At 73.3% G+C, this 19,245-nt stretch carries 16 protein-coding genes; 6 read left to right on the forward strand and 10 right to left on the reverse strand.

Annotation, left to right across the window (positions count from 1 at the left end):
- Nucleotides 1–93: 93 nt before the first annotated feature.
- Both ACOTKD_RS33280 and uvrB read right to left on the reverse strand, forming a co-directional pair.
- A complete protein-coding gene (locus tag ACOTKD_RS33280) occupies nt 94–672 on the reverse strand; it encodes a TerD family protein (protein WP_106681282.1) in 579 nt (192 codons plus the stop codon).
- A 157-nt stretch (nt 673–829) separates the two neighbouring features.
- On the reverse strand, nt 830–2,974 hold the full coding sequence (gene uvrB / locus ACOTKD_RS33285; protein ID WP_424892720.1) for an excinuclease ABC subunit UvrB: 2,145 nt from the start codon (nt 2,972–2,974) through the stop codon (nt 830–832).
- Nucleotides 2,975–3,199: 225 nt separating this feature from the next.
- Here uvrB and ACOTKD_RS33290 point away from each other — a divergent pair, with 225 nt between their 5' ends.
- The 4 genes from ACOTKD_RS33290 (at nt 3,200) to ACOTKD_RS33305 (ending at nt 6,814) form a co-directional block, all read left to right on the forward strand.
- Nucleotides 3,200–4,168 carry a glycerophosphodiester phosphodiesterase gene (locus tag ACOTKD_RS33290; protein ID WP_424892721.1) on the forward strand — a complete coding sequence of 323 codons (969 nt, stop codon included), beginning with the start codon at nt 3,200–3,202 and terminating at the stop codon, nt 4,166–4,168.
- A 118-nt stretch (nt 4,169–4,286) separates the two neighbouring features.
- Nucleotides 4,287–4,871 carry a methylated-DNA--[protein]-cysteine S-methyltransferase gene (locus ACOTKD_RS33295; protein WP_424892722.1) on the forward strand — a complete coding sequence of 195 codons (585 nt, stop codon included), beginning with the start codon at nt 4,287–4,289 and terminating at the stop codon, nt 4,869–4,871.
- Nucleotides 4,872–4,996: 125 nt separating this feature from the next.
- Complete coding sequence (locus ACOTKD_RS33300; RefSeq protein ID WP_424892723.1) at nt 4,997–6,427, forward strand: WGR domain-containing protein; 1,431 nt, start codon at nt 4,997–4,999, stop codon at nt 6,425–6,427.
- 69 nt (nt 6,428–6,496) lie between these two features.
- Complete coding sequence (locus ACOTKD_RS33305; RefSeq protein ID WP_424892724.1) at nt 6,497–6,814, forward strand: DUF6343 family protein; 318 nt, start codon at nt 6,497–6,499, stop codon at nt 6,812–6,814.
- Between the two features lie 84 nt (nt 6,815–6,898).
- Here the strand turns inward: ACOTKD_RS33305 and ACOTKD_RS33310 are convergent, their stop codons facing one another.
- The 8 genes from ACOTKD_RS33310 to rpsA form a co-directional block, all read right to left on the reverse strand.
- The gene (locus ACOTKD_RS33310) at nt 6,899–9,055 is read right to left on the reverse strand and encodes a TIR domain-containing protein (protein ID WP_424892725.1); all 2,157 of its coding nucleotides are present in this window, start codon (nt 9,053–9,055) and stop codon (nt 6,899–6,901) included.
- 675 nt (nt 9,056–9,730) lie between these two features.
- On the reverse strand, nt 9,731–10,078 hold the full coding sequence (locus ACOTKD_RS33315) for an HMG-box domain-containing protein (RefSeq protein ID WP_424892726.1): 348 nt from the start codon (nt 10,076–10,078) through the stop codon (nt 9,731–9,733).
- A gap of 26 nt (nt 10,079–10,104) precedes the next feature.
- Entirely contained in the window at nt 10,105–10,836 is a 732-nt protein-coding gene (locus ACOTKD_RS33320; protein WP_424892727.1) for a hypothetical protein, read from the reverse strand.
- Nucleotides 10,833–11,153 carry a type VII secretion target gene (locus ACOTKD_RS33325; protein WP_424892728.1) on the reverse strand — a complete coding sequence of 107 codons (321 nt, stop codon included), beginning with the start codon at nt 11,151–11,153 and terminating at the stop codon, nt 10,833–10,835. Before ACOTKD_RS33325 ends, ACOTKD_RS33320 begins: the two co-directional genes overlap by 4 nt.
- A gap of 9 nt (nt 11,154–11,162) precedes the next feature.
- Nucleotides 11,163–11,753, reverse strand: coding sequence for a hypothetical protein (locus ACOTKD_RS33330; RefSeq protein ID WP_424892729.1), 591 nt, complete (start codon nt 11,751–11,753; stop codon nt 11,163–11,165).
- A gap of 172 nt (nt 11,754–11,925) precedes the next feature.
- Nucleotides 11,926–12,531 carry a dephospho-CoA kinase gene (gene coaE, locus ACOTKD_RS33335; protein ID WP_424892730.1) on the reverse strand — a complete coding sequence of 202 codons (606 nt, stop codon included), beginning with the start codon at nt 12,529–12,531 and terminating at the stop codon, nt 11,926–11,928.
- Between the two features lie 25 nt (nt 12,532–12,556).
- Nucleotides 12,557–13,501, reverse strand: coding sequence for a PAC2 family protein (locus tag ACOTKD_RS33340; RefSeq protein ID WP_424892731.1), 945 nt, complete (start codon nt 13,499–13,501; stop codon nt 12,557–12,559).
- A 177-nt stretch (nt 13,502–13,678) separates the two neighbouring features.
- On the reverse strand, nt 13,679–15,181 hold the full coding sequence (gene rpsA / locus ACOTKD_RS33345) for a 30S ribosomal protein S1 (protein WP_058044905.1): 1,503 nt from the start codon (nt 15,179–15,181) through the stop codon (nt 13,679–13,681).
- Nucleotides 15,182–15,577: 396 nt separating this feature from the next.
- On the opposite strand from rpsA, the gene ACOTKD_RS33350 reads away from it, so the two are divergent.
- Nucleotides 15,578–16,402: a class I SAM-dependent methyltransferase gene (locus tag ACOTKD_RS33350; RefSeq protein WP_424892732.1), complete on the forward strand. Its 825-nt coding sequence runs from the start codon at nt 15,578–15,580 to the stop codon at nt 16,400–16,402.
- 152 nt (nt 16,403–16,554) lie between these two features.
- Nucleotides 16,555–19,080, forward strand: a complete 2,526-nt coding sequence (hrpB, locus tag ACOTKD_RS33355) for an ATP-dependent helicase HrpB (protein ID WP_424892733.1) — start codon at nt 16,555–16,557, stop codon at nt 19,078–19,080.
- The last annotated feature ends 165 nt before the right edge of the window (nt 19,081–19,245 follow it).

Genomic DNA, 19,245 nt, shown 5'->3' on the forward strand with positions numbered 1-19,245 from the left:
GTTCTGCGCTTGTCGTGTTCCGTCCTTGCCGTGCCCGCGGGCCCGGCGGAAACACTCTCCGCCGGGCCCGGGATGCGGTCAGGACGCTTGTGCCTACAGGCTCGGCAGGATCGCCGGCATCAGGTCCTGGAAGGTCTTGCCGTTGGCCGGCGTGCCGATGGCGGTCATCGCCCAGCCGCTGCCGGAACGGTGCACCTTCGCCATGATCTGCGCGGTGTACGCGCCGCCGCCGTCGAGGGTGTAGCGGGCGAGCTCCTGGCCGTTGGTCTCGTCGACCAGGCGGCAGAAGGCGTTCTGCACCTCGGAGAACGTCTGGCCGGTGAAGGAGTTCACCGTGAAGACGATCTGGTCGATGTGCACGGGAACGCGCTGCAGGTCGACGAGGATGGCCTCGTCGTCGCCGCCCGTGCCGGCGCCGCCGACCAGGTTGTCACCGGTGTGGCGGACCGAGCCGTCGTCGCTGACCAGGTGGCGGAAGAAGACCACGTCGACCGGCTGGCCACCGGCGAACAGCACCGCCGAGGCGTCGAGGTCGATCTCCCTCGTGCGCGACCCGAACAGTCCGCGGCGGGGGGCGGCCTGCCAGCCCAGCCCCATCCGCACGGCGGTCAGGGTGCCCCCGTCTGCCTTCTGCAGGCTGATGCCCTGACCCTTGGACAAGTTGACCGTCACGCGCAGTCCCTTCTCGTTCTATCCCCGTGGGCCGCGCGTCCGCACGGCCTCCGCCCAGACCCTACGCACGGACCCCGACCGCACACGAATCCGGACGGGATTTGTGGCGGTCTTGCAACATCCCGGCCCGCGGTCCGGGGCGGGCGGTGCCGGAGCGTCAGGCGAGGCCGGCCTCCTTCATCTGCCGCAGCTCCTTCTTGAGCTCGCTCACCTCGTCGCGCAGCCGGGCGGCGACCTCGAACTGCAGCTCCGCGGCCGCGGCCCGCATACGGTCGGTCATGTCCTCGATCTGCTGGGCCAGTTCGGCGGCGGGCTTGTCCGTCACCGCGGCGGCGGCCTTCGCCTTGCCGCCCTTGGCGGCCTTCGCCCCCTTGCCCGCCGCCTTGCCGGCCGGGGCGGAGGGCGCCGGCGCCTTGCCCTTGGCGCCCTTGTCGCGGTAGCCCGAGCCCAGCAGTTCCTGCGTGTCGATCTCCTCGCGGGCGAGGGTCGCGACGATGTCGCCGATCTTCTTGCGCAGGGGCTGGGGGTCGATGCCCCGCTCCTTGTTGTACGCGATCTGCTTCGCCCGGCGGCGGTTGGTCTCCTCGATGGCCCTCTCCATCGCCGGGGTGACCTTGTCGGCGTACATGTGCACCTGGCCGGAGACGTTGCGCGCCGCGCGGCCGATGGTCTGGATGAGGGACGTCCCGGAGCGGAGGAAGCCCTCCTTGTCGGCGTCCAGGATGGCGACGAGGGACACCTCGGGCAGGTCGAGGCCCTCGCGCAGCAGGTTGATGCCGACCAGCACGTCGTACTCGCCGGCCCGCAGCTCGCGCAGCAGCTCCACCCGGCGCAGCGTGTCGACGTCGCTGTGCAGGTAGCGGACCTGGATGCCGAGCTCCAGGAAGTAGTCCGTGAGGTCCTCGGCCATCTTCTTGGTGAGGGTGGTGACCAAAACCCGCTCGTCCTTCTCGGTGCGCTTGCGGATCTCGTGCACCAGGTCGTCGATCTGGCCCTCGGTCGGCTTGACGACGACCTCGGGGTCGACGAGGCCGGTGGGACGGATGATCTGCTCGACGAAGCCGTCGGACCGGGACATCTCGTAGGTGCCGGGCGTGGCCGACAGGTACACCGTCTGGCCGATGCGCTCGGTGAACTCCTCCCACTTCAGCGGGCGGTTGTCCATGGCCGACGGCAGCCGGAAGCCGTGCTCGACCAGCGTGCGCTTGCGGGAGGCGTCCCCCTCGTACATGGCGCCGATCTGCGGGACGGTCACGTGCGACTCGTCGATGACGAGGAGGAAGTCCTCCGGGAAGTAGTCCATGAGGGTGTTGGGCGGGGAGCCGGGCTCACGGCCGTCCATGTGCAGCGAGTAGTTCTCGATGCCGGAGCAGGAGCCGATCTGACGCATCATCTCGATGTCGTACGTGGTGCGCATGCGCAGCCGCTGCGCCTCCAGGAGCTTGCCCTGCTTCTCCATGCGGGCGAGGGTCTCCTCCAGCTCCGTCTCGATGCCGGCGATGGCCTTCTCCATGCGCTCGGCACCGGCGATGTAGTGGCTGGCGGGGAAGACGTACAGCTCCTGGTCGTCGGAGATGACCTCTCCGGTGAGCGGGTGGAGCGTGGAGAGCGCCTCGATCTCGTCGCCGAACATCTCGATGCGCACGGCGAGCTCCTCGTAGACCGGGAAGATCTCGATGGTGTCGCCCCGGACGCGGAAGGTGCCGCGGGTGAACGCGAGGTCGTTGCGGGTGTACTGGATCTCCACGAAGCGGCGCAGCAGCTCGTCGCGGTCGATCTCCTGGCCGATCTTCAGCGGCACCATGCGGTCGACGTACTCCTGAGGGGTACCCAGGCCGTAGATGCAGGACACCGAGGCCACCACGACGACGTCACGCCGGGTGAGCAGGGAGTTGGTGGCGGAGTGGCGCAGCCGCTCCACCTCCTCGTTGATCGAGGAATCCTTCTCGATGTACGTGTCCGACTGCGGAACGTACGCCTCGGGCTGGTAGTAGTCGTAGTACGAGACGAAGTATTCGACGGCATTGTTGGGCAGGAGCTCGCGGAACTCATTGGCGAGCTGGGCCGCCAGGGTCTTGTTCGGCGCCATGACGAGCGTCGGCCGCTGGAGCCTCTCGATCATCCACGCGGTGGTCGCGGACTTGCCGGTGCCGGTTGCACCGAGGAGGACGACGTCCTTCTCACCTGCGCGGATACGTCGCTCCAGCTCGGCGATGGCCGTGGGCTGGTCACCGCTGGGCTGGAAGGGGCTGACGACCTCGAAAGGCGCCACCTTGCGTTCGATCTTCGATACGGGCCGCATGGGACCACGGTACGACCCGCCACTGACAACGGCCGGACACCCGCCGTCCGGCCCCTGTTCCCGGGGCGAACGGCGGGCGGCGGTCCGGCGAAGAACACCCGTCGCCGTGCGCCCGCGGCGCTTCCGTCGCGTACTTGTCTGAGGTGGGCCCGTCCCGTACACCAGGGGTCGGGGGCGCCTCCGGCGTCCGTGCCCGTCCGTGTCCAGCCGCCGCGAGGAGCCCGTATGCGCATCCGCCCCGTCTCCGCCGTGACCAGCGCGCTGCTCGGCCTGTCCGCACTCCTCCTCGCCGCTCCCCAGGCCCTGGCGGTCCCGGCGGCCGCCCCCGCCGCGAAGTCCTCGCAGGCTTCCGCGCCGCTCGCGATCGGCCACCGCGGGGTGCCGGTCCGGGCCCCGGAGAACACGCTGGCCTCGATCGACGAGGCCGCCGACCTGGGGATCACCTGGGTGGAGAACGACGTGCAGCGCACCAAGGACGGCGCCCTGATCGTCATGCACGACACGACGCTGGAGCGCACCACCGACGCCAGACGGCGCTATCCCGGCCGCGCCCCCTGGAAGATCGCCGACTTCACCCTCGCGGAGATCCAGAAGCTCGACGCGGGCAGCTGGTACGACCGCAGGTTCGCCGGTGAGCGGGTGCCGACGCTGCGGCGCTACCTGCAGCGCGTCGACCACAACCGGCAGAAGCTGCTGCTGGAGGTCAAGGCGCCCGAGCTGTACCCGGGCATCGAGCGGCAGCTGGCGGCCGAGCTGCAGCGCGCCGGGTGGCTCAACGCCCGGCACGTGCGGAGCTCCCTCGTCGTGCAGTCCTTCAGCGCGCCGTCCCTCAAAGCCTTCCACCGGGTGCGGCCGGACGTGAAGACGGGTTTCCTGGGCGCTCCCAAGCCCTCGGAGCTGCGGTCCTACGCCGCGTTCGCCGACCAGATCAACCCGAACCACAAAAGCGTCACCGCCGCCTACGTGCGCGCGGTGCACGCCGTACGGGGAGCGCACGGGCGGCCGCTGGAGGTGTCCGCCTGGACGGTGGACAAGGGCGACCGGGCCGTGGCACTGGCCCGCATGGGGGTCGACGGCATCATCAGCAACGCCCCGCAGGTGATCGAGGAGGCCCTGGAGGAGGCGGCGGACGAGCAGGAGGTGCAGGAGGAGGACGACGGCCCCCTGTCGATCCTGAGCTGGCTGGGGCTCTAGCGGGCTCCGCCCCCCGGGGGACCCGCGGCCGGGCCCGCCGGCCCGCCCGATCGCAAGATCGTGGATCACTTGTGCGGTCCGGGGCCCGGCGGTCCCCCGGACGGCCTACGCTGGCCCCATGACGGACCTGGAACCGGCCGCTGCGGCTGCGACGCCGCCCCGGCCGCAGGAGTGGGCGTGGGCGACGGTCGGCGCCTCCATCGGGCCGCTGGGGATCGCGGCGACGCCCCGGGGGCTGCTGCAGGTGATCTTCCGCGCCGGCGCGGAGGAGACGGAGGCGGCCGTGGCCGGCCTCGCGCGCCGCATGGGGACCGGGCCGGCGACCGGGCCGTGCGCCGCGCGGCAGGTCCTCGACCGGGCGTCCGCCGAGCTCACGGCCTACTTCGCCGGCCGCCGGGAGACCTTCTCGGTCCCGCTGGACTGGTCGCTGACCTCCGGGTTCAACCGCCGCGTGCTGCGCGAGCTGGCCGCCGGCGTCCCGTACGGGACCGTGGTCAGCTACCAGGACCTGGCCGACCGCGTGGGCGAGCGCGGGGCGGCCCGGGCCGTGGGCGTGGCCATGGGCAGCAATCCCCTGCCGGTCGTGGTGCCGTGTCACCGCGTCATCGAGAGCAACGGCGGCCTGGGCGGGTTCGGCAGCGGGCTGGAGATCAAGCGCGCCCTCCTGTCCCTCGAAGGAGTGCTCCCCGAGCCCCTTTTCTAACGGTTCGTCTGTTTGCGGCGCTGCTCGCGCAGGCGAGCGAGGCCCGGTTGTCAGTGGCAGCCCCTAGCGTGCTCGGCACGGAGATCGGCCGCCGTGGCCGACGGACGGGGAAGAGGGGCTTTGCCATGGCCGGAGAGACGACGTACCTGGAGCTGTCGCAGGACGGCGGCGGGGCGCACAAGTTCTACGAGGTCACCGTCGCCGGCACGTCCGTCACGGTCCGCTACGGCCGCATCGGCGCCCCCGGCCAGAGCCAGACCTCCTCGTTCCCCAGCGCGGAGAAGGCCCGGGCCGCAGCGGCGAAGAAGGTCGGCGAGAAGGTCCGCAAGGGGTACGCCCCGGCCGTGGCCGGGCAGCGCGCCGCCCGCCCGGTGACGCGCCGTCAGGTCTCCTCCGCCCCGTCGACCGCGCGGGCCGTGGCACCGGTGCTGTGGCGCTTCGACACCGGCTCCTCCGCGTTCGGCATCCACGTGGACGAGGACCGCTGCTGGGTGGGCAACCAGGCGGGACACGTCCACACCCTCGGCCACGACGGCGAGGTCCTGGCCCGCTACCAGCTGCCCGCGGGCGTCAAGTGCCTGGTGGCGGACGACTTCTGGATCTACGCCGGGTGCGACGACGGCACGGTCTACGACCTGTCCTCCAAGCTGCCCTTCGCCGCCTACGAGATCTCCTCCGACGTCGACATCTTCTGGCTCGACATCCGCGAGGGCGTCCTCGACGTCGCCGACCGCAACGGCCGACTCACCGTCATCGACCATGAGGACGAGTACCAGTGGTCACGCAACAGCAGCGGCGACCACGCCTGGATGGTCCGCCGCGACGAGCGCGCCGTCTACCACGGCCACTCGCGCGGCGTGACCGCCTACGCCCAGGACGGCAGCGGCGAGCTGTGGCACACCCCCACGTCCGGCTCGGTGCTGTTCGGCTGGCAGGAGGACCACGCCGTCTACGCCGGCACCAACCGCCGGGTCGTCCAGCGCCTGTCCAAGGCCACGGGCGCCGTCGAGGCCACCTACCCGTGCGACACCGTGGTCTACTCCTGTGCCACCTCCCCCGGTGGCCGCTACGTCTTCGCGGGCGACTCCTCCTCGTCCGTGTACTGCTTCGCGGCGGACGGCACCCGGCTGTGGAAGCTCGGCACCGGCGGCGGCTCGGCGCTGTCCATGCAGTATCTGAACGAGAAGCTGTACATGGTCACCACGGACGGCGCACTGGTCTGCGTCGACGCCGGTGACAGCGCCATCGCCGCGGCGCAGGCGGGCGACGTCCCGGTGCCCATGGACGTCAAGTCGGCCGCGGCCGTGCCCACGTACACCCCGTCCCGCACCCTCGCCACCGTGACCGCGGCGCCCGCGACGGGCATCGTCGTCGAGTGCGTCCAGGAGGCCGGCCGGCTGCGGGTCCACGTCGTCTCCGAGGGCTACGACCCCAGCTGGAACGTCCAGTTCCCCCGGCACATACGCGAGGCCGGCGCCCGCTACGTCATCGACTCCCTCGCGCCCGCGGCCGGCGGCTTCTACCGCGTGCGGGGCGAGATCCGGCGCCTGGTCTGAGCCCGGCCGACCGGCCGGGCGGCACCCCGCACTCCGGCGGGTGGATGCTGGAAGCAGAGGTGCATCGCCATGCCGCGTACCGGCAACGAACCCGCCACGGCCCGCAGCCCCCTGCGGCTGCGCTGCGGGCTGGCCGCCTGGGGCCTGGTCTGGGCCGTCGCGGGCACCGTGCTCTTCGCGATCACGGACCACCCCGGCTGGGCCGTCGCCTGCGGGGTCCTGGTCGCCGTGACCGCCGTCGACCTCTCCCTGGTGATCCGGCACATCCGGCAGGGCCCGCACTTCCAGCCCGGCCGGGACGTCCCGCCGTACCGGCCGGTCAGCCGGCGCCGGGATCCCTGGGAGCGCCGGGGGCCGGGGGACGACGGACGCGGACCGTATCCGTAGCGGCTGTCCGTAGCGGGTATCCGCGGCGGCCTGTGTCCGCGGCGATCCGCCTCCGCACGGCGCCCCGCATCCGGGCAGCAGGCCTCAGCCCGGTTGTGAGCCGGCCGCCGACAGGCCGAAGTCGGCGCCCGAGATCCCGGCCAGTTCACCCACGATCCGCAGCAGCGGCGTGCGCAGCTCCGTGAGGGCCGCGCGCATGGCCGGGGCGTCCGCCCACGCCTCCTCGTGGGCGACCGGGCTCGTGCCCTCCGGGCGGAGCGCCTCGTGGGCGGCCAGCCGCGGGTGCCACGTGCTGGTGAAGGGCCTCAGCGTGCGGTTGAGGAGGTCGTAGGCGATCGCGTGGACGGTGCGGGCACCCTCGGGCGGCGGCCCGCCGGCGAGGTTGATGCTGTACTGCCGCAGCGTGGAGCGCGTGAACTCGAACATCGCGTGGAGCGAGCCGAGGGCCTCGCGCAGGCTGCCGGTGCCGGGGGCCAGCTCCTGGACGCCGATGCGGGTGGCGAGCTCGACCTGCAGGTCGAAGGCGGCCATGCGCTCCAGCTCGCCGGGCGCGCCGGCCGGCGGCGCGGGCGTGTGCTGCTTCATCCGCGGCTCCCTCGTGCTGCTCGTGCCGGCCGTGCCGGGCCGGGCTGCGACGCCGCCCAGCGTAGTGCCGTGGGCGGTGCGCAGGACCCGTATGACGGCGTGCCGCAGCTGTTCGGCCCGGCCGGGCTCGGGGTCGTGCCGCAGCCAGGCGTGGACCGTGAGCGGGTGCACCGACCAGGCGCGGGTGCCGGCGGAGGCGAGGAGGCCGCGGCCGCGCAGCACGGCGATGCCCGCGTCGAGGCGGCGGGCGGCGACGACATCGGGGGCGGCGCTGCCCGGCGACAGGGCCCGTACCGCGTCGTCCCTGGTCAGCGGGGTCGGTGCGAAGGCCGCCGCGAGCCGCAGGGCGTCCATGGCGCTCGGGCCCGCCTCCCGTACGTCCCGGACGAGCGCGGCGGTCACCCCGGCCGGGTATCCGGTGGGCAGGACGCGGTCCCGCCCGAGGACGTCCAGGAGCGAGCGCCCGGGCGTGTGGAAGCGGTCGAGGAGGGTGGTGTAGCCGTCGGCCGCGGCGGAGGACAGCAGGTCGAGCGCCAGCGGATGCCCGGCGACGGCCGCGCACAGGGCCTCGGCGGCCGCCCGCTCCTCGGGGGAGGCGGGCGCCGCGGCGTGGGTGAGCAGCGCGTACGCCTCGCCGGGAGGCAGGGGGTCCAGGTCGACGGGGGTGGCGAGCGTGTCGTAGCGGCGGCTGCGGGTCGTCAGCAGGGTGCGGCCCAGCGGGTGGGGGGCACACAGCCGTGCCACCTGCTGGGCCGTCAGCCGGTCCGGGAGGTCGTCGACGATCCAGAGGAACGGTTCGCCGGCCGCGGCGAAGCGGTCGCGCAGCCGGGCCGCGACGTCTTCCGCGCCGCCCTCCCCCGGCAGGCCGTGCGCGGCGGCCAGCGCCCGCAGGCTTCCCTCGTAGGGCGCGTACGAAGACCCCGTGCCGCCCGGCTCCGCGCCGGTGTCGCGGGAGAGCCAGTGGATCCCGCCCGGGTAGCCGGCGGCGAAGCGCGTCGCGTACTCCTGGGCCAGCAGCGTCTTGCCGATCCCGGCCATGCCCCGGACCTGCACCGGCCGGGGAGCCGAATGGCCGGTGGTGAGCGGGGCGTCGTGCTGGTGCAGGCAGCTGTGCACCTGCCACAGGCGGGGCAGACGGCCGGTGAACGCGGGCGCGGGCGACGGGGCCGGGCCCGGGAACCAGCGGGCCGGCGCGGCCTCGGTCGCCCCGATGGTGCCCTCCAGCGCCGCGACGTGCGCCCGCACGTCCGCCACGAGTGCGTCGAGCCCGGCCGCTCCCGCCGGCAGGGCCCAGTGCTTGGCGTCGCGCAGCTCCACGGGGTGGATGTGCCCGGTGCCCGGCTCGGGGTTGACGACCATGACCCGGCGGCGCGGATCGCCCTCGGCGAGGCCCGCCAGGTAGGCGGCGGTCAGCTCCCACTGGCACGCGTGCCGCGTCGGGTACGCCGCCGAGTAGCACGCCAGCAGCGCCTTCGAGCGGGCCAGGCCGGCGCGGATGCTGTCGCTGATGCCGGCGAAGCCCGCGACGGTGACCTCGTCGACGAAGACCTCCAGCCCGGAGGCGAGCAGCCGGTCGCGCAGGGGAGCTATGCGGTGGGCGTCGCCGCGGCTGTAGCTGAGGAAGACGTCCCAGGTGCGGGCGCCCTGTCCCTCCACGCTCTCTCCCACGGTGTTCCGGCCGATGCCTGTCTGCTGCGGCCGGACTAGCCTACTGTGGGGCCCCGGGGAGGAAGATCATGCGACGGATACGCAACGCCGCCGGCCGGGCCAGGCCGAAGCAGGTCACGGTCCGGATGGCGATTCCGATGCTGGGCGACATCACGGGCGTCTGGGAGCCGGTGGAAGCCGAGCGCAAGGCCGCCTGGGAGCTGTACGCGGAGCTGGCCACGCGCGTCTCCACCGTCGAGCTGGGCCCGGAGGACGGCTTCCTGCGGGAGGCCCTGTCCTCCTTCTACAGCCTCTTCGGCACCACGCGCGACATCCTGCGCCGCTACGGCCCCGACGTCGCCCCGCGCCGCGGCCCGGGCGAGATCACCTTCGGCGCGCTGGCGGTCACCGTCCTCAACCAGGCCCTCCGCCCCGTCCTCGCCACCTGGCACCCCCGCCTGGCCGCGTACGAGTCCCTGCGCCCGGCGGACGTGGACCCCGTCTCGTACGAGCGCGGCTGGGAGCACGCGGCGGCGCTGCGGGAGGAGATCGCCCGGGTGCGGGAGGTCCTGGTGGCGCTGGCGAACGCCCTGTCGGAAGTGGCGGGCTCCGCCGACCTGTTACGACCGGCCACAATGCCCTACCCCCCCCCCGGAGGCCGGGGAGGAGTGAGGGCGCGGGCGGTCAGTACGGGGATGTGCCCTGGCCGGAGGCGTGCAGGGCGAGGGCGCGCCGGGCCTCGTCCACGTACCGCGCGCGTTCCTCTTCCGGCAGGGCCTGCCATGCCGTCCGCAGGGCCCGTGTGCCCTCGCCCAGGGCCTCGGCGTACGCCCCGACGCGCACCGCGTCCCGCAGGCCGACCCGGCCGGTGAGCACGTCGCGGGCCATCTCCTGAAGCACGTCGCCGGCGCTGCCGGTGGCGAGCCGCTGCAGCGCCTCGTGGAGGGCGCGTGCCCGGTCGGCGCTGCGTCCGCGGGTCACGAACTCCTCGAATCCCACGTACTGCTCGCTCGCTTCATGCACGTCACTCACGCGTTTCCCCTCCTGCCCGTCCCGTCTCAGACCGCGGGGTGGTCGTAGGCCGTGCGCGGCACGGGGAAGGTGCTGAGCGCGGTCAGGGCTTCCGCACCGGTCCGGGCCAGGGCGGCGCTGCCGGCGTGCATCGCCGTCTGGGCCGCGCTGAAGAACTCGTTCATGTGCTCCCACTCCCTCAGGATGGTCATCAGCTCCTGGGTGCCCAGCGCGGCGGCCACGGCTGCGGCGCCGCCGCCCGTGGCGGCCGAGGCGGCGACCTCGATCGAGGTGGTGATCAGCGCGTCGAGCATCGCCGTGAGGCAGTCGGCGATGCCGGCTCCGGCGTAGGTGACCGACCCGGCAAGGGCGAGGTATTCGAGGCCCATCGCGTCGAAGGACCGGTGGAACGCCTCGAGGTTCGCGTGCAGGGACGCGAAGTAATGGGCAGCCGATCCGGCGGCGTTTCCGTCCCAGGCGGCGTCGATGCGTACGTTGCCGGAACGGAGGTTGCGGGCGATCCCGTCACAGGCGTGCCCCATTGCCTGCCACGCGGAGGCGCACGCGGCATAGGACTTCCAGTCGCCGGCGAGTTTCTCCCCGACCCACTTCACCGGATCGGTCCCGGTGAACAACTCGGTCATTTTGAGGAGCCATTGGTTCGGACTGAGGAAATCCGCCACCACGTTGAACGGCTCCAGCGGATCGACGTACTCCGCGGGCGTCGCGGGCGGGACGAGAGACGCGGCCGGCTCGGTCACGTCGGTGAATCCCGTCACCGTTCGGCTCCCTTCCGCCCGGCGAGCGCGTCGAATGCGGCGGCGGCGCCGCGATCGGTACGGCGGTAGTAGGCGGCCGCCGCGGCCAGCTCCTCCGAGGAACTCTGCAGGATTTCGGCCATGCGTCGCACAGCGCTCAGGACATCGCCGCGCAAGGCGTCGTGCAGAGCGCACGTCTCTCCGTACAACCCGGCCGCCCCCGGCGGCAGAACGGTATGCCGACGGGCGTACGCGAGCACCTCCCGCATGTCCTCGGCACCCCGGCCGACCTGCCGCGCAAACGCTTCGAGCTGTCCGGGCTCGACCCTCAGATCCACGATTCCCCCTCAGGACCCGACGAGCGCCAGCACGGCGCACGCGGCGGTCCCGCCGCCGCCGGCCCGGAGCAGCCAGGAGACGTACGGCCCCGCGGACGTCCGGCGCAGCGCCTCCCACGAGGCCCTGATCTCCCCGGCGGTCCTCGCCCCGTGGCCGACCACCGTGGTCATCACGCCGAAGGCGGCCATCATCAGCCCGGCGAAGAAGAAGGCCAGCCGCCCCCAGAAGAACCGCCAGCTGACCGGCTGATAGCGGTGCCCCTCGCGATAGACGCGCACCTTCTCGCCCGCGGCGTACCAGCCGCGGAGCCCGGCGCCGTCCCGCACGACCCGGCCGCTGTCCGCCCGGAAAGAGCCGAAGCAGACGTCGTACGCATCCGCGGAATGGTGCCCGCCGTAACCCCGGCGCTCCTCACACCGCTTCACGACCAGCGTGCCCTTGTGCGCCACGAACCCGGCCGACTTTTCCGCCTGCCGGACCATGTACCCCATCCAGGCCAGCGACAGCACAACGATGCCGACGCCGGCGAGGCGCGGCAGGACGCGCGGCGCGGGCAGCGCGGCGAACGGGCTCGTCGCGGCTAACTCGGGCACGGCCATGAAGGTCTCCTCAGGTCGGATGAGGGGACCTTATGCACAAGGCAACAACTGACCGTCGCACAAAAGCGCACCACACATCACGAGCACCGGCCCCAAGCCCTTGCCCCACCTGCCTCCACGCCCCGCTCAGGCCTCGCCGACGCTCACCCGATAGGGCTAACAGCCGTGATGACTAACGGCTGTCCGCGCTGCGTTCGCGCAGTTGCTGCCAGACCTTCGTCACCCGGGGCTCCAGTTCCTCCAGGGGGCCGTCGTTGTCGATGACGATGTCGGCGACGGCCAGGCGGGCCTCGCGGGTGGCCTGGGCCTCCATGCGGGCGCGGGCCTCTTCGGGGGTCATGCCGCGGAGGCGGACCAGGCGGTCCAGGCGGGTTTCCGTGCCGGCGTCGACGACGATGACCAGGTCGTAGAGCGGGGCCAGGCCGTTCTCGGCGAGGAGGGGGACGTCGTGGACGACGACGGCGTCCGGGGCCGCGGCGGCTTCGAGTTCGGCGGAGCGGGCCCGGACGAGGGGGTGCACGATGGCGTTGAGGGCGGCGAGGCGATCGGGGTCGGCGAAGACGATCGCGCCCAGCTTGGGCCGGTCGAGCGCGCCGCCGGGGGTGAGGACCGCGTCGCCGAACTCGGCGACGACCGCGGCCAGTCCAGGCGTGCCCGGCTCGACCACTTCGCGTGCGATCCGGTCGGAGTCCACGATCACCGCGCCGTACGACGCGAGCAGCCGCGACACCTCGCTCTTGCCGGCTCCGATTCCGCCCGTGAGGCCCACTCTCAGCATGGGCCCCACGGTATAGGGCGGGCGGTCAGTGACCGCTGTCGCCCTCCCTGTCGGCGAGGAAGCGTTCGAACTCCGCGCCCAGTTCGTCGGCGGAGGGCAGTTCGACCGGCTCGGCGACGAGGTTGCCGCGGGTCTCCGCGCCGGACACCGCGTCGTACTGGTGCTCCAGGCCGCGGACGAGGGCCACCAGCTCGTCGTCGCCCTCGGCGATCTGCCGCTCGATCTCCTCCTGGGTGCGCAGCGCCTCGGACCGCAGGGCGTGCGCGGCGTTGGGCAGCACCAGGCCGGTGGCCGCGGTGACCGCTTCGAGCGCGGTGAGGGCGGCGTCCGGGTACGGCGAGCGGGCGACGTAGTGCGGGACGTGGGCGGCGACGCCCAGGACGGCGTGGCCGGCCTCCGCCAGGCGGTACTCGACGAGGGCCTCGGCGCTGCCGGGCACCTGCGCCTCGTCGAAGAAGCTGCGGTGACCGGGCATCAGGTCGGTGCGGTTGCCGTGCGGGGTGATGCCGACGGGGCGGGTGTGGGGGACGCCCATGGGGATGCCGTGGAAGTTGACGGACAGCCGGACGCCGAGCCGCTCGACGAGCCGGCCCACGGCGGCGGCGAACCGCTCCCATTCCACGTCCGGCTCGGGGCCGGACAGCAGCAGGAAGGGCGCGCCCGTCGCGTCCTGGACGATGCGCAGCTCGATCGCCGGGGTCTCGTAGGCGCTCCAGCGGTCCCGCTGGAAGGTGAGCAGCGGCCGGCGGGCGCGGTAGTCGATGAGCCGGTCGTGGTCGAAGCGGGCGACGACCTGGTGCGGCAGGGTGTCCAGGAGCCGCGAGACGATCAGCTCGCCGGTCTCGCCCGCGTCGATGTAGCCGTCGAAGTGGTAGAGCATGACCAGGCCGGCCGTGTCCTGGGCCAAGGCCAGGTCGGCCACGGCGAGCCCCTTGGGCTCCCATTCGTACAAACCCTGCGGATCCAACACAGTGACCGCTCCTCCTCATGTTCCGTACCGGGGAACGCGCCCGGAGGGCCCGGCCATTCCCGCCTTCCGGATCGTGCCGGCGCGTCTCACATGACGGAACGACAGCACGAGTAAGGCCCGCTCCCCAAGGGGAACGGGCCTTACTCAGTCAGCTGTCAGCTGCCGTGGTGCAGAGCCTCAGCTCTGGCCGCCGGCGAGCTTCTCGCGGAGGGCGGCCAGCGCCTCGTCCGACGCCAGGGCGCCGGAGTTGTCGGCCGACTCCGAGGAGTACGAGCCGCCGGAGACCTGGGCGCCACCGGCCTGCGGGGCAGCCTGAGCGCCCTCGGCCGCAGCCTCGGCGTCCGCCTCGCGGGACTTGATGACCTGCGCCTGGTGCTGCTCGAAGCGCTGCTGCGCCTCGGCGTACTGGCGCTCCCACTCCTCGCGCTGCTTCTCGTAGCCCGGCAGCCAGTCGTTGGCCTCGGGGTCGAAGCCCTCGGGGTAGATGTAGTTGCCCTGGTCGTCGTAGGACGCGGCCATGCCGTACAGGGTCGGGTCGAACTCGACCACGGACGGGTCGGCACCGAAGGACTCGTTGGCCTGCTTCAGCGAGAGGCTGATGCGACGGCGCTCGAGGTCGATGTCGATGACCTTGACGAAGATCTCGTCGTTGACCTGGACGACCTGCTCCGGGATCTCCACGTGGCGCTCGGCCAGCTCGGAGATGTGGACCAGGCCCTCGATGCCCTCGTCGACGCGGACGAACGCACCGAACGGAACGAGCTTGGTGACCTTACCCGGGACGACCTGACCGATCTGGTGGGTCCGGGCGAACTGCTGCCACGGGTCTTCCTGGGTGGCCTTGAGGGACAGGGACACGCGCTCGCGGTCCATGTCGACGTCGAGAACCTCGACGGTGACCTCCTGGCCGACCTCGACAACCTCGGACGGGTGGTCGATGTGCTTCCAGGACAGCTCGGAGACGTGGACGAGACCGTCGACGCCGCCCAGGTCCACGAAGGCACCGAAGTTGACGATGGAGGAGACGACGCCGGAGCGCACCTGACCCTTCTGCAGGGTGGTGAGGAAGGTCTGGCGGACCTCGCTCTGGGTCTGCTCCAGCCAGGCACGGCGGGACAGGACCACGTTGTTGCGGTTCTTGTCCAGCTCGATGATCTTGGCCTCGAGCTCCTTGCCCACGTAGGGCTGAAGGTCGCGGACGCGGCGCATCTCGACCAGGGAGGCCGGGAGGAAGCCACGGAGGCCGATGTCGAGGATGAGACCACCCTTGACGACCTCGATGACGGTACCGGTGACGATCCCGTCCTCTTCCTTGATCTTCTCGATGGTGCCCCAGGCACGCTCGTACTGGGCGCGCTTCTTCGAGAGGATCAGGCGGCCTTCCTTGTCCTCCTTCTGGAGAACCAGGGCCTCGATCTCGTCGCCGACCTTGACGACCTCGTTCGGGTCGACGTCGTGCTTGATCGAGAGCTCGCGGGAGGGGATGACACCCTCGGTCTTGTAACCGATGTCGAGCAGGACCTCGTCCCGGTCGACCTTCACGATGACGCCGTCGACGATGTCGCCGTCGTTGAAGTACTTGATCGTCTCGTCGATCGCGGCGAGGAAGGCTTCCTCGTTACCGATGTCGTTGACCGCAACCTGCGGGGTGGTGGCGGTGGTCTCGGTGCTGCTCGTCATGTGGGAAAGGGCTCCGGTACGGACATTGAGTCGTAGGTACTGCTACGCCGAGAGCCCGTATCGCACTGCCGAAGCCGGACAGCCTTGGAGACGCGCGATCAGCGATCCAAGGATCGCCGCACGCGCCTCGACAACCGAGGGGACATACAACAAGTGCGAGCGCGGCCTGCTCCGTCTGAGGCGCGCAGGCCCGCAGCGCAACTTGTAGCATACGGGGGCAGCCGGGCACGGTCAATGCGCGAAGGCGCACACCCGGGACGAATCCCGTCATATCGGGCACAACTTCTGTTCGGCGAGGCTGTGGGGCCCCTCAGCGCTCCGCCGCGTTCCCCGGCCGCACGCCGCTCGGGCCCGCTCGCGGGCCGCACCACACTACTGCCGGGGGCACGACCGCCGATGATCCAAGAGTACGAACCGGAAGCGACACGGCGCGCCACCGGCGACACCGAGAGCAGCCGGGCCAGCCGCGGCTGGTGGGACCGCAACGCCGACGAGTACCAGACCGAGCACGGCTCCTTCCTCGGCGACGACCGCTTCGTCTGGGGCCCCGAGGGGCTCGACGAGGCCGACGCCGCCCTGCTGGGCCCGGCGAGCGGCCTCAAGGGCCTTGACGTCCTGGAGATCGGCGCCGGCGCCGCCCAGTGCTCGCGCTGGCTCGCCGCGCAGGGCGCCCGCCCGGTGGCCCTGGACCTCTCCCACCGCCAGCTCCAGCACGCCCTGCGCATCGGCGGGAACATCCCCCTCGTCGAGGCCGACGCGGGCGCCCTGCCCTTCGCCGACGGCTCCTTCGACCTGGCCTGCTCCGCCTACGGGGCCGTGCCCTTCGTCGCGGACCCGGTGCGCGTGATGCGCGAGGTGCGGCGTGTGCTGCGGCCCGGCGGGCGCTGGGTCTTCTCCGTCACCCACCCCATACGCTGGGCGTTCCCCGACGAGCCCGGCCCCGAGGGCCTCTCCGTCGCCGCCTCCTACTTCGACCGCACCCCTTACGTGGAGCAGGACGAGCACGGCCGCGCCGTCTACGTGGAGCACCACCGCACGCTCGGTGACCGCGTGCGGGACGTGGTCGCGGCCGGCTTCCGGCTCACCGACCTCGTCGAGCCCGAGTGGCCCGCCTGGAACACGCAGGAGTGGGGCGGGTGGTCCCCGCTGCGGGGGAACCTCATCCCGGGGACGGCGATCTTCGTCTGCGAGCGGGACGAGGGCCCTTCCGGCGGATCATGATCTCCGCGGCGGTTCCGGTGGGCAGATGTTCCGCCGGACCCTCGCCGTGGTGGTGACCCGCCGTTGCGGCGGGCTGTTCTGCCGGGAGCCCCGGCTCCCTTCCGGGGCGGGCCCCGGCGCGGGGGCGTCGGCCGCTGAGTGAGACTGGGCCTGTGATCCACCGTGACGCCCTCGACCGGCTGCCCGTCCGCTCCGCCCTCCCCGCGCTGACGCGCGCGCTCGACGCGCACGGCGCGGCGGTGCTGTGCGCGCCGCCCGGCACCGGCAAGACCACGCTGGTGCCGCTGGTCCTCGCCGGGCTCACCGGGGACGGCCCGAAGCAGCGCGTCGTGGTCGCCGAGCCGCGCCGGATCGCCGCGCGGGCCGCGGCGCGCCGCATGGCGTGGCTGCTCGGCGAGGGCGTGGGCGAGCAGGTGGGCTTCACCGTGCGCGGGGAGCGGCGGGTGGGGCCGCGGACCGTGGTCGAGGTCGTCACGACCGGTGTGCTGCTGCAGCGGCTGCAGCGCGATCCCGAGCTCGCGGGCGTGGGCACGGTCGTGCTGGACGAGTGCCACGAGCGGCACCTCGACGCGGACACCGCCGCCGCCTTCCTCCTGGACGTACGGGCTGCCCTGCGGCCCGAGCTGCGGCTGGTGGCGGCGTCCGCGACGACGGACGCCGAGGGCTGGGCCCGGCTGCTCGGTGACGCGCCCGTGGTGACGGCCGAGAGCGTCTCGCATCCGATCGAGGTCGTGTGGGCGCCGCCGGAGCGGCCCGTACGGCCGCCGCACGGGATGCGGGTGGACCCGGCCCTGCTGGAGCACGTCGCCGCGGTGGTGCGGCGGGCGCTGCGGGAGCGGGAGGGGGACGTCCTGTGCTTCCTGCCCGGCGTCGGGGAGATCGCGCGCGTGGCGGGCCGGCTGGGCGGCCGGGAGGCGCTGGGGGCCGAGGTGCTGCAGGTGCACGGGCGGGCCCCGGCCGCGGTGCAGGACGCGGTGCTGGCCGGCTCTTCCGGGGGCCGGCGGGTGGTCCTGGCGACGTCCGTGGCGGAGTCGAGCCTGACGGTGCCCGGGGTGCGGGTCGTGGTGGACGCGGGTCTGGCCCGTGAGCCCCGTACCGACCACGCGCGCGGGCTGAGCGCGCTCACGACCGTACGGGCTTCGCGGGCCGCGGGCCGGCAGCGGGCCGGGCGTGCCGGGCGCGAGGCGCCCGGGGCGGTGTACCGCTGCTGGTCGGAGGCCGACGACGTGCGACTGCCGGGGTTCCCGGCGGCGGAGATCCTGGTGGCCGATCTGACGGCCTTCGCGCTGCAGGCGGCGTGCTGGGGCGACCCCGGTGCGTCGGGGCTGGCCCTGCTCGACCCGCCGCCGGCCGGTGCGATGGCCGCGGCCCGTGAGGTGCTGGCCGCCACGGGCGCCGTGGACGCCGACGGCCGCGTCACGGACCGGGGCCGGCGCATGGCGCGCCTGGGCGTGCATCCGCGGCTCGCGCGCGCCCTCCTCGACGGGGCTGCCGAGGCGGGTGCGCGCCGTGCGGCGGAAGTGGTCGCCCTGCTGAGCGAGGAACCGCCGCGGGAGTACGGGGACGACCTGGCGGCGGCCTGGCGCGCGGCGCGGCGCGGCGGAGACGCGTACAGCGCGCGGTGGCGTACGGAGGCGCGGCGGCTGGAGGGTGCGCTGCCGGGGTCCGGCACGGCATCCGGTTCCGGCGGTGAGCTGCCGGACGACGCCGTGGCGGGGCTGGTGACGGCGCTCGCCTATCCCGAGCGGGTGGCCCGGCTGCGCGGCGAGGGCGCGTACCTCATGGTGTCCGGCACGGGGGCGCAGCTCGGGGACGGGTCGCGGCTGCGCAGCGCGCCCTGGCTCGCGGTGGCCGTCGCCGACCGGCCGGTCACGGCGGCCTCGGCGCGGGTGCTGCTCGGCGCGGTGATCGACGAGGACACGGCGCGGGCGGCCGCGGGCGCGCTGCATGCGGAGGGCGAGGAGGTCGGCTGGTCCGAGGAGCGCCGGGACGTGGTGGCGCGGCGGGTCGAGCGGCTCGGCGCGGTCGAGCTGGCCTCCCGCCCGCTGCCGGAGCCCGGCCCCGGGCTCGTACGGGCCGCGCTGGAGGACGGGCTGCGGCGGGAGGGGCTCGGGCTGCTGCGCTGGACGGCCGACGGGGCCGGGCTGCGGGAGCGGCTGGCCTTCCTGCACCGGGAGCTGGGCGAGCCGTGGCCGGACGTCTCCGACGCCGCGCTGCTGGAGCGGCTCGACGACTGGCTCGGCTGGGAGCTGGAGCGGGCGCGGCGGCGGGCCGACCTGGAGCGGCTGGACGGCGGCCGGATGCTGGAACGGCTCCTGCCGTGGGCGTCCGGGGACGCGGCGCGGCTGGAGGAGCTGGCTCCGGAGCGGATCCAGGTGCCGAGCGGGTCGCGGATCCGGGTGGACTACGGCGGCGGGCAGCCGGTGCTGGCCGTGAAGCTGCAGGAGCTGTTCGGCTGGCAGGAGACGCCGCGGCTCGCGGGCGGGCGGGTCCCCGTGCTGGTCCACCTGCTGTCCCCGGCGGGGCGGCCCGCGGCCGTCACGGCGGACCTGGCGTCGTTCTGGCGCGACGGCTACCGCGCGGTCCGGGCGGAACTGCGGGGCCGCTACCCCCGCCACCCCTGGCCGGAGGACCCGGCCTCGGCGCCCCCCACACGCCGGGCGACGGGCGGCCACTGAGGGCTGCGCCGTGCTCCGGGGTCCGGCCCCGGGGTACGCGCAGTCCGGCACAGCCGAAATCCCGGCGCAGGGACGCCCCGCGGTACGCGTGATCCGACACGGCCGTCGTGCCGGCACGACGCCCCCCGGGGTACGCGCCGTCCGGCACCGCCGAAGGCCCGGCGC

The organism is Streptomyces sp. XH2, from assembly GCF_049725035.1.
Taxonomy (GTDB): domain Bacteria; phylum Actinomycetota; class Actinomycetes; order Streptomycetales; family Streptomycetaceae; genus Streptomyces; species Streptomyces roseoverticillatus.